Raw genomic sequence first — 10,306 nt, 5'->3', positions numbered from 1 at the left:
GAACCAGGGCTGTGCCCAGGAAGGTGGCAAGTACCGCGAAGGCGGCGAAAATTGTCGTCTTCATGCGCCAACAGATAGTGTCGCGCATGCCGAATAACAAAGGGTCCGGCGCAACAAAAAGCCGAGGCGGGCAGCGACTTACCGTCACGCCCCCCTCGGGGTCCGCAGCCCGACCGATCGCCCGGCCTGCGGCGGCACGGAAAGCGTGGCGTGCTCCGCCGCGGTCCAGGCCAGCCGTTCCGCAACGTCCGGAGCCAGCGGCACCGAACGGCGTTCCGCCAGATCGACATGGAGCAGAACGAATTCCGCCGTGGCGGCGAGGAAGCCGTCCTCCTCATGGCGCATTTCGTGGAACAGATGCAGCCGTTTGGCGTCCGCGCCCAGGACCAGGGACGTGAAGGTCAGCCCGTCGCCCTCCGTGACCTCGCGGGCGTAGGTCAGGTGCGCCTCCACCGCGAACATCGACCGCCCCTCGCCCTCCGCGTACGCCTTGCCGATCCCGAAATGGTCGAGCACGGCGTCGGTCGCGTGGTCGAAGGCGAGCAGATAGTAGGCCACGTTCATGTGGCCGTTGTAGTCGATCCACTCCGGGCGGACGGTTTCCCGGTGCAGGCGAAGCGGGGTGGGCGAATGGTTCATGCCCTCAAGGATAAGCGATGCCGCTGCGCTTTGGGAACCGGCTTGGATGGTCAGCCGGGCCGGTCCCGACCCTCCTGAAGGCGCCTCCTTCCCCATCGTAACGCAGGAAAGGAGGCGATGCCCCGGTCCAGGCGCCCCGCATCACACGCTGAAGTATTTCGCCCGCGGGTGGTGCAGGACGATGGCGGACGTGCTCTGCTCCGGGTGGAGCTGGTGCTCGTCGGACATCTCCACGCCGATCCGCCCGGCGTCGAGGAGCTTCAGAAGCTGCTCCTGGTCGGCGAGGTTCGGGCAGGCCGGGTAGCCGAAGCTGTAGCGGCTGCCGCGATAGGCCTGCTGCAGCAGCTTCTCCTTGTCGCGGCTGTCCTCGGCGCCGTAGCCCAGCTCGGCGCGGATGCGGGCGTGAACGTACTCCGCCATCGCCTCGGTCATCTCCACCGACAGGCCGTGCAGGTAGAGATAATCCTGGTAACGGTTCTCGGCGAACCAGTCCCGCGCCACCTCGGCGCAATGCTGGCCCATGGTGACGATCTGCAGGCCCAGCACGTCGCGCTCGCCGTCGTTCACGTCGCGCAGGAAGTCGGCGATGCACTCGCCGTCCTCCTTGGCCTGACGCGGCAAGGTGAAGCGGGCGACCTCGCTGGTCCCGTCCTCGGCGAACAGGATGACGTCGTCGCCGTCGGCCGCCGCCTTCCAGTAGCCGTAGACCGCCTGGGGCCGCAGGATCTCTTCCTTCGCGGCGATCTTAAGGATGCGGTCGAGCACCGGGCGAAGCTCCTTCTTCGCCCACTCCTTGAACTCCTCGAAGGACTTGCCGTCCTTCCGGTAGCCCCACTGGAGCTGATAGAGCATGCGCTCGTTGAGGTAGGTCACCAGCGTCTTCAGCGGCACATGCTCGATGACCTTCGGCCCCCAGAAGGGCGGCGTCGGCACCGGCACGCCCTCGGCCAGACGGGTGCGGCGGGCACGGGCGGCGTCCTTGTCCACCGGACCGACGGTGGCGCTCGTCGCCTGACCGAGCACACGGCGGCGGTTGACCGCCCGGCCCGCCCGCTTGGCCTGCTGGATGGCGAGCTGCTGGTCGAAGCTGCCGCCCACCACCTGATCCATCAGGGTCAGCCCGTCGAAGGCGTCGCCCGCATAGGCCACGCGGCCCGAGCCGTAGGAGGCCACGCAATCCGTCTCCACATAGGCGCGGGTCAGGGCGGCGCCACCGAGCAGGACCGGGACCTCCAGCCCTTCACGGGTCATCTCCTCCAGATTCTCGCGCATGACGACGGTGGACTTCACCAGCAGGCCGGACATGCCGACGGCGTCGGCCTTGTGCTCCTTCGCCGCCTGGATGATAGCGCCGATCGGCTGCTTGATTCCCAGATTGACGACCTTGTAGCCGTTGTTGGTCAGGATGATGTCCACGAGGTTCTTGCCGATGTCGTGAACGTCGCCCTTCACGGTGGCCAGCACCATGGTGCCCTTCTGCTGCCCGTCCAGCTTCTCCATGTGCGGCTCCAGCCACGCCACGGCGGCCTTCATGGTCTCCGCGGACTGGAGCACGAACGGAAGCTGCATCTTGCCGGCGCCGAACAGCTCGCCCACCACCTTCATGCCGTCGAGCAGGTAGGTGTTGATGATCTCCAGCGGCGGGTGGGTCTTCATCGCCTCGGCCAGATCGTCCTCCAGCCCGGTGCGGTCGCCGTCGACGATGCGCTCCTTCAGCCGCTCCTCGACCGTCTCGGCGCGGGCCTTCTTCTTGGCGTCCGCGGCCTTGCGGCCCTCGAACAGTGCGATGAAGGCCTGGAGCGGGTCGTACCCTTCCGCACGGCGGTCGAAGATCAGGTCCTCGGCGGTCTTGACCTCCTTCTCGGGGATCAGATGCAGCGGCATGATCTTCGACACATGCACGATGGCGCCGGTCATGCCGCGCTTCACCGCATGGTCGAGGAAGACCGAGTTCAGGACGTGGCGGGCCGCCGCGTTCAGGCCGAAGGAGACGTTGGACAGGCCCAGGATGATCTGGCAGCCCGGCATCTCGCGGCTGATCGCCTCAATGCCCTCCAGCGTCCAGATGGCCAGCTTGCGGTCGTCCTCGTTGCCGGTGGCGATGGTGAAGGTCAGCGGGTCGAACAGCAGGTCGTGGGCCGGCAGGCCGAACTCGTTGACCGCCAAGTCATAGAGGCGCTTGGCGATGGCGAGCTTGCGCTCCGGCGTCTTCGCCATGCCCTCCTCGTCGATGGTCAGCGCGATCACCGCCGCGCCGAACTTCTTGGCGAGCGCGAGACGCTTGCGGGCCGGCTCCTCACCGTCCTCGAAGTTGATCGAGTTGATGATCGCCTTGCCGCCGTAGAGCGCCAGCGCCTTCTCCAGCACGATGTATTCGGTGGAGTCGATGACCAGCGGGGCGGTGACCGAGCCGGCGAAGCGCTGCACGACGGCCTTCATCTCCGCCACCTCGTCGCGCCCGACGAAGGCGGTGCAGACGTCCAGCGTGTGCGAGCCTTCCTTCACCTGCTCGCGCGCCATCTCGACGCAGCCGTCCCAGTCGTTCTTCTCCTGAAGCTCGCGCCACTTCTTGGAGCCGTTGGCGTTGCAGCGCTCGCCGATGGCGAAGAAGGCGTTTTCCTGGCGAAGCGTGACCTGGGAGTAGAGCGAGGCGACCGCGGGCACCCAATGGACCGTGCGGCCCTTCGGGTTCGGGCGGTGCGAGCCGGCCGGGGCCAGCTTGCGCAGCATCTGGTTGGCCGCCGCGATGTGCGGGACGTTGGTGCCGCAGCAACCGCCGACGAGGTTCACCCCGTCCTCGGTCACGAAGCGCTCCAGCCAATGGGCGAAGTCGTCGGCGCGCAGCGGGTAGTGCGTCTTGCCGTCGACCAGTTCCGGCAGGCCGGCGTTCGGCTGCACGGAGACGAGGCCCGGCCAATTCTGGGTCAGCCATTTCACATGCTCGCTCATCTCCAGCGGGCCGGTGGCGCAGTTCAACCCGATCAGCGGCACGTCCAAAGACTGGATCACGGTGGCCGCCGCAGCGATGTCGGTGCCGACCAGCAGCGTGCCCGTGGTTTCCACCGTCACCTGGACGAAGACCGGCGTGTCCGACCCGGCCTCGGCGCGGGCGCGCTTGATGCCGTTGACGGCGGCCTTGATCTGCAGCGGGTCCTGGCAGGTCTCGACCAGGATGGCGTCGGCGCCGCCGGCGATCAGGCCGGCCGCCTGGACGAAGAAGCTGTCCTCAAGATCCTGGTAGGGGATATGGCCCAGGCTGGGCAGTTTGGTGCCCGGCCCGACCGAGCCGATGACGAAGCGCGGCAGCCCGTCCGTGAAGGTCTCCGCCGCCTCGCGCGCCAGCTCGACCGCGCGCTGGTTGATCTCGAACGCCTTCTCGGAGATGCCGAACTCGCCCAGCGTCACCGGAGAGGCGCCGAAGGTGTCCGTCTCCACCATGTCCGCGCCAGCCTCGAAATAGCCGCGGTGGATCTCCCGCACGATGTCCGGGCGCGAGAGCGGCAGGATGTCGGTGCAGTTCTCGTGCCCCCAGTAGTCCTTCTCCACATCGAGGTCGAGCGCCTGGATGCGGCTGCCGAACCCGCCGTCGCAGAGCAGGACGCGGTCGCGGAGAGTGTCGAGAATGTGCGGCATGGGAAGGGTCTGGTCCGTTTCGGAAGGAAGGTCGGGCGGAAAGTCAGGGAATCAGCGTCTCAGTCGAGGTCATGGCGGTTCACCGGCCACCAGTCTTCGTCAAGAAGCTGTTCAAGTCCGTAAGGGCATTCGGAAGGAAGGGCCTGTTCGTCGACGCGATCCTGTCCGAGCCCGTCGGTGGCAAAGCCGCGTCCACGGCGGAATGCGGACGGAAGATCGACATGCCCCTTCAGGCTGGGACTGTCGGCAAGCGCATCGACGGCCGCCGCACGCTGTTCGCGTACGGACTTCCGCCAACCGCTGCGCGGGTCGGAAGCCGGAGAGAATTCCAGTTTCAGAAGATGCTCGATGATACGGGCAAGGTGGCTGTTGATCGCGCGCCGGTCGTTCCTGCCCATATCCTCGATTTCCTCCGCCACATGGCCCCAGTCGATGGGCGTGTTGAGGTGTTCGCGGGCGGCTTCGCGCAGCAGACGGGCCTGCTCCTGGGTCCAGGCGTAGAAATCGTCGTCATACCCGATCCGGCTGTCCATGGCCCTTCCTCCGCGACCGCGATCATCGCAACACCCTAGCACAGGGAGGCGGTCAGGAAACCGCCGGCTGCTTCGCCTTCACGCCCAGCATCCGGCAGATGGCCACCGTCAGGTCCGAGCGGTTCAGGGTGTAGAAATGGAACTCCTTGATGCCCTGGGCCTGGAGCGCCTGGCACTGCTCCGCCGCCATGGTCGCGGCGACGAGCTGGCGGGTCTCCGGATCGGAATCCAGCCCTTCGAAGGTTTCGGCAAAGCGTTGGGGCATCGCCGCCCCGCACTTGCCGGCGAACTCCACCGCGCGGGCGAAGTTGGTGATCGGCAGGATGCCGGGCACGATCGGCACGGTGATGCCGGCGGCGGCGCAACGATCGAGGAAGCGGAAATAGGCGTCGTTGTCGAAGAAGAACTGGGTGATCGCCCGCGTCGCCCCGGCGTCCACCTTGCGCTTCAGGTTGTCCAGGTCGAACTGCGCGCTCGGCGCCTCCGGATGGCAATCCGGATAGGCGGCGACGGAGATCTCGAAGTCGGCAACCTTCTTCATCCCGGCCACCAGATCGGCGGCGTAGGCATACCCGCCGGGATGCGGGACGTAGCGCCCGCCGACCCCGCCCTCGGTCTCCGGCGGATCGCCGCGCAGGGCCACGAGATGGCGGATTCCGGCGTCCCAATAGGTGCGGGCGATGGCGTCGATCTCCTCGCGCGTCGCACCCACGCAGGTGAAGTGGGCGGCGGCGGGGATGCCCGTCTCCTTCTGGATGCGCGTCACCGTGTTGTGCGTGCGTTCGCGCGTCGAGCCGCCGGCCCCGTAGGTCACCGAGACGAAGGAGGGGCTGAGCGGGGCAAGGCGTTGGATCGCCTGCCACAGGCTCTGTTCCATCTTCTCCGTCTTGGGCGGGAAGAATTCGAAGCTGACCGACGGGATGCCGGACGTCATGACTGGGCTCCGCTGATGGAGAGGATGGAGGGGTCGGCCGGGGATGCGCCCTTCGCGGCGCGCACCGCCGGCCAGATGGATACGGTAAGCGGTTCGCCCGGCAGATGCACCACGGCGCCGCACTCCAGACTGCATTGGCGGCACCAGCCGGTGACCTCGGCGTTGGAGAAGCCCAGCCGGCGGTGCGCGTGCTCCGCCCGCAGGGATTCCAGGGCGTGGGGAGCGAAATCGACCAGCAGCAGCAGGCCGCCGGGCCGCAGCACCCGCGCCGCCTCGGCCAGAAGATCGGCCGGCGCCTCCGCGAAATGCAGCACCTGATGGACGACCGCCGCGTCGAAGGAGCCGGACGGAAAGGGAAGCTGGTACATGTCCGCCTGCCGGACATGGCAGTGGCGTAGCGCCGTGTCCTCCAGCTTGGTGCGGGCGATGGACAGCATTTCACGCGACTGGTCGACCCCCACGGCGCGCCGGGCGCGCGGCCCCAGAACCTCCAGCATGCGGCCCGTGCCGGTGCCGATGTCCAGGAGATCCCCGATCCCGTCGGCGGGGATCAGGCGCAGCAGCGCCTCCTCCACTTCGCGTTCCGGGACGTGGAGGGAGCGGATTTCATGCCAGCGGGCGGCGTTCTCGCGGAAGTAGCTGGCCGCCGCCTCGGAGCGGGCGCGCTTGATCGCCTCCAGCCGCTCCAGATCCAGCGTCATGGTCGGATCGTCGGACGGGATCGCGTCCACCAGCACCCGCGCCAACTCCGCCGAGGCGCCGCGCTCCGTCAGCCGGTAGAAGGCGAAGGTGCCCTCCCGGAAACGGTCGAGAAGACCGGCGTCGCACAGCAGCTTCAGATGGCGGGACACCCGCGGTTGGCTCTGCCCCAGGATCTGGGTCAGTTCGGTCACCGTCAGCTCGCCATGAGCGCACAGCGCCAGCAGCCGAAGCCGCGTGGTCTCCGCCGCCGCCTTCAATGTCGCAAGCAGTTCGTCCATGACCGCCGACACCGTCCCGAATCGCCCCGAAGGGCCGGCCGGCCACCACGGCCCGCCATGCGGGATACAGATATAAAGATATCTTTATGCAGCGTAAACACGTTTTCACCGGTCACCCTTCCAATCGGGCGGCACCGGCTGACGGGGCACCCGGTCGGCACGCGAAGGGCGCGGCAATCCTACCACATAGGGCAGTATCCGTATGGTGACCTCGCGTGGCACGCTGGTCAAAAGGCGGCGCCTGTGTTAGGCACGGAACAAAGGGATCGCACGGATTTTCCGGGCGATGTCCTGTCCGGCAGCGCCTGTTGCCGCCCGGCGAGGGGACGAACCCTTCCGACGTGGCGCGATGGGGCCGCGGAATCGGATGCCCCGCCCAAAGTCGTGTCCCCAGAAAGAGCCGTCGCCGATGAAGCTGGCCAACCTCTCCCGCTCCCTTCTTCGCTCGGCCGCCGTAGCCGTCGTCGCCTTCGGCATGGCGGGCTGCGCAACCGCGCCCGGCAGCAACGAAGCCGATGTCACGGTCAGCGATCCCCTGGAGATTCCCAACCGATTCGTCTTCGCCGTCAACGAGACCGCGGACATCCTGCTGATCCGCCCGGCGACGGAAGTGTATGTGGGCGTCGTCCCCGACCCGCTGCGCCAGGCGGTGCACAACTTCATCCAGAACCTGCTCGGCCCGCTCTACATCGCCAACAACCTGCTGCAGGGTGATTTCGAGGGCGCCCAGGTCGCCACCGGCCGGTTCATGACCAACACCATCCTCGGCATCGGCGGCCTCGCCGACGTGGCGACGGAGGCCGGGATCGGCGACCGTCCGGAGGATTTCGGCCAGACGCTGGGCGTCTGGGGTGTCGGACCCGGCCCCTACGTGGTGTTGCCGTTCCTCGGCCCGTCGAACGTCCGCGACACGCTGGGCTATGGCGTCGACACGCTGGCCGACCCGTTCCGCATCGGCACCAACGCCGCCGGGGCGGACAACGCGATGTATGGGCGGACCGCCGCCGCAGGCCTGGACCGCCGCTCGCAGCTCCTGCGCGAGATCGACGACCTGCGCAAGAACTCGCTGGACTTCTACGCGACGGCCCGCAGCCTCTACGCGCAGCAGCGCCGCGCCGCGATCGCCAACGACATCGCGCCGGCGACGCCGGAATTCCCCGATTTCGACGAACCCGCCAAGAAATAAAGGAGGAGGCCTGCCGCGGCACGACCGTCCGCGCTCGATCCCTTGTCCGATTGAGTGTTGACAAAGCCCCCGCAGCAGCCACTTTTGCCTTGCCATGCTGACACGTCGCCTGTTTCTCGTGTGCGCGGCCCTGCTCGCGGTGAGCAGCTGGGCCGCCCGTCCCGCCGCCGCGCAATCGGCTGATCCGGGCGCGACCGCGTTCATCCAATCGCTGGGGAACGAGGCCGTCGCCACCTTCTCGAACAAGAGCCTGTCGCGCGAGCAGGCGGTACAGCGCTTCCGCGGCCTGCTCTATCAGGGCTTCGACGTGGCCTACATCGGGCGTTGGGTGCTGGGCCGCTATTGGAACTCCGCCACGCCGCAGCAGCACGACGAATACCAGAAGCTGTTCGAACGGCTGATCGTCAACACCTACGCAGACCGCTTCGTCGAGTATTCGGGCGAGACCTTCCGCATCACCGGGTCCCGGGTGGAAGGCGAGGCGGACACCATGGTCAGCACCCAGATCGTCCGTCCCAACGGCCCGCCGGTGAATGTGGACTGGCGCGTGCGCAAGCGCGACACCGCCTACAAGATCATCGACGTGGTGGTCGAGGGTGTGAGCATGGGCGTGACCCAGCGCCAGGAGTTCGCCTCCGTCATCGGTCAGAACGGCGGGCGGGTTGAGGGGCTGCTCCAGGCGCTCCGCCAGAAGGTTGGCAGCGCCGGCTGATCCTTCGCTCCGTGCAACCGGGCCATCTCACGGGCCGCCTTCGGGCGGCCCTTTTTCATGCCTGCTTTTTATGGCCCTTTTTCCTGATGGTCCAAACGGCGATTCCGTGACGAACACCGCCGGAAGGGGTATGGTCGCGCCCGAAGCCTCTCTTGTGTGTTGCAGCAGCGGGCGCCCCATCCGATGGCTGACCGGACTCCGAACGAGATCGAAGAGATCAAGGCGATCATCCTCGCCCACCAGACGTGGCTGACGCGCCGCGGCGGGCGGCGGGCCGACCTCAGCTTCCGCGATCTTTCGAATCTCAACCTCGACCGGGTGAACCTGAACGGGGCGAAGCTGGCAGGCGCCAATCTGGTCGGTGCCCGTCTCATCCGGGCCGACCTCTCGCAGGCCGACCTGTTCGGCGCCGACATGGAGGGGGCGAACCTGACCGCCTCGACACTGATCGGGGCGGATCTGCGCGGCGCCAACCTGCACCGGGCCATCCTGACCGACGCCAACCTGCGCGGCGCCGACTTCCGCGCCGGGTCGCTGATGAGCGGAACGGACGACAAACCACGCAGCGACGGCGTCACCCGCCTGACCGAGGCAAAGATGGAGCGCTCCATCCTGGCCGGCGCGAACTTCACCGGCTGCGACCTCAGCGGGGCGGACCTGAACGACGCCGATCTGACGGGCGCCGACATGACCGCGGCCGTTCTGGTCGGCGCCGATTTCTGGGGAGCCACGCTGGACGGCGTGACCTTCGACGGCACGACCATCGACGAGGCGACGCTCGACCGCAACTACCTGCCCGCCTCCCTTCCCAAGAACGCCATCGTCAGGCCGGTCTACAAGCCGATGCCGTCGGGCGCCTTCCTGGAAGCCGTCGCCGAGCATGAGCGGTGGGTGAATAGCCAGGGGGCGGAAGGCCGCCATCTCGATCTCGACCTCGTGTCGGTGATCGGGGCCGACCTGACCGGCCGCGTGCTCGCCGCGGCGCGGCTGCGCCGCTGCCGCCTGATGGGCGTGCGGCTGCGCAAGGCCAGCTTGGAGATGGCCGACCTCTCCTACACCGAGATGATCGGGGCCGATCTGACGGAGGCCTGCCTGAACGGCACCAACCTGCGCCGCGCCGGGCTGTCCCGCGCCGTCCTGGCCCGCGCCGACGCCCGCCCGGCCCGGCTTTCCGGAGACCGTCCCTGGCCGACCAACTTCGACGGTGCCAACCTGACCGGCGCCGACCTGCGCGACGCACGGATGGAGGATGCGGTGCTGCGCTCCGCCAAGCTGGGCGGGGCGAAGCTTGACGGCACGGGAATCACGGTGACGGTGGACACCGCGCCACCGCCGCTGCCAGCGCCGGAGGAACGGCGGGCGCAGAAGCGCTACGCTCACCCCTGCCTGGTTGTTCAGACCGACCGTGGCGCCCATTCCTCCCGCAACTGGTCGATCGGCGGCGTCAGTTTCTACGCTCCGGACGATCTGTTCGAGGAGGGCGAGACGATCGAGGGCCGCCTGTCCATCACCGGGCGGGACGACATCATGGCCACCGCGCGGATGGTCGTGGTGCACAAGGGCGCGGGTAAAGGCCAAGTGTCCGTGCGCTTCCACCAGTATGGCGACGATCTCAAGCAGCTCTTGAAGACCGCCTTCCTGGAGCATCAGAAGCTGGAAGGGTAACGGAAGAAGGCTCCCCCTCCCGGG

At 67.6% G+C, this 10,306-nt stretch carries 8 protein-coding genes; 3 read left to right on the top strand and 5 right to left on the bottom strand.

Annotation, left to right across the window (positions count from 1 at the left end; all coding sequences use genetic code 11):
- Nucleotides 1–144 precede the first annotated feature (144 nt).
- The 5 genes from Q4I23_RS25955 to Q4I23_RS25935 all read right to left on the bottom strand — a co-directional run bounded on the left by Q4I23_RS25955 (nt 145) and on the right by Q4I23_RS25935 (nt 6,719).
- A complete protein-coding gene (locus tag Q4I23_RS25955; protein ID WP_498528118.1) occupies nt 145–639 on the bottom strand; it encodes a thioesterase family protein in 495 nt (164 codons plus the stop codon).
- A gap of 141 nt (nt 640–780) precedes the next feature.
- Nucleotides 781–4,272: a methionine synthase gene (gene metH, locus Q4I23_RS25950; RefSeq protein WP_498528117.1), complete on the bottom strand. Its 3,492-nt coding sequence runs from the start codon at nt 4,270–4,272 to the stop codon at nt 781–783.
- 59 nt (nt 4,273–4,331) lie between these two features.
- Nucleotides 4,332–4,805: a DUF29 domain-containing protein gene (locus Q4I23_RS25945; protein ID WP_498528116.1), complete on the bottom strand. Its 474-nt coding sequence runs from the start codon at nt 4,803–4,805 to the stop codon at nt 4,332–4,334.
- 52 nt (nt 4,806–4,857) lie between these two features.
- On the bottom strand, nt 4,858–5,739 hold the full coding sequence (gene metF, locus Q4I23_RS25940; protein WP_498528115.1) for a methylenetetrahydrofolate reductase [NAD(P)H]: 882 nt from the start codon (nt 5,737–5,739) through the stop codon (nt 4,858–4,860).
- A complete protein-coding gene (locus Q4I23_RS25935; protein ID WP_498528114.1) occupies nt 5,736–6,719 on the bottom strand; it encodes an ArsR/SmtB family transcription factor in 984 nt (327 codons plus the stop codon). Before Q4I23_RS25935 ends, metF begins: the two co-directional genes overlap by 4 nt.
- A gap of 409 nt (nt 6,720–7,128) precedes the next feature.
- Here Q4I23_RS25935 and Q4I23_RS25930 point away from each other — a divergent pair, with 409 nt between their 5' ends.
- From Q4I23_RS25930 to Q4I23_RS25920, 3 genes are all read left to right on the top strand, one after another.
- Nucleotides 7,129–7,905, top strand: coding sequence for an MlaA family lipoprotein (locus tag Q4I23_RS25930; protein ID WP_014240617.1), 777 nt, complete (start codon nt 7,129–7,131; stop codon nt 7,903–7,905).
- A 94-nt stretch (nt 7,906–7,999) separates the two neighbouring features.
- The gene (locus tag Q4I23_RS25925) at nt 8,000–8,617 is read left to right on the top strand and encodes an MlaC/ttg2D family ABC transporter substrate-binding protein (protein WP_149648618.1); all 618 of its coding nucleotides are present in this window, start codon (nt 8,000–8,002) and stop codon (nt 8,615–8,617) included.
- 183 nt (nt 8,618–8,800) lie between these two features.
- Nucleotides 8,801–10,282, top strand: a complete 1,482-nt coding sequence (locus Q4I23_RS25920) for a pentapeptide repeat-containing protein (protein ID WP_454018556.1) — start codon at nt 8,801–8,803, stop codon at nt 10,280–10,282.
- Nucleotides 10,283–10,306: the final 24 nt, after the last annotated feature.

The sequence above is a fragment of the Azospirillum sp. UFLA03-27 genome (genome assembly GCF_059803775.1).
Note: the sequence above shows the minus strand (reverse complement) of the source record. Positions and strands in the feature narration are given on the sequence as shown.

Excerpts from the sequence above, each read along its gene's own strand:
- metH (WP_498528117.1), bottom strand. The coding sequence starts at position 4,272 with ATGCCGCACATTCTCGACACTCTCCGCGACCGCGTCCTGCTCTGCGAC.
- Q4I23_RS25955 (WP_498528118.1), bottom strand. The coding sequence starts at position 639 with ATGAACCATTCGCCCACCCCGCTTCGCCTGCACCGGGAAACCGTCCGC.
- Q4I23_RS25945 (WP_498528116.1), bottom strand. The coding sequence starts at position 4,805 with ATGGACAGCCGGATCGGGTATGACGACGATTTCTACGCCTGGACCCAG.
- Q4I23_RS25935 (WP_498528114.1), bottom strand. The coding sequence starts at position 6,719 with ATGGACGAACTGCTTGCGACATTGAAGGCGGCGGCGGAGACCACGCGG.
- Q4I23_RS25920 (WP_454018556.1), top strand. The coding sequence starts at position 8,801 with ATGGCTGACCGGACTCCGAACGAGATCGAAGAGATCAAGGCGATCATC.
- metF (WP_498528115.1), bottom strand. The coding sequence starts at position 5,739 with ATGACGTCCGGCATCCCGTCGGTCAGCTTCGAATTCTTCCCGCCCAAG.
- Q4I23_RS25925 (WP_149648618.1), top strand. The coding sequence starts at position 8,000 with ATGCTGACACGTCGCCTGTTTCTCGTGTGCGCGGCCCTGCTCGCGGTG.
- Q4I23_RS25930 (WP_014240617.1), top strand. The coding sequence starts at position 7,129 with ATGAAGCTGGCCAACCTCTCCCGCTCCCTTCTTCGCTCGGCCGCCGTA.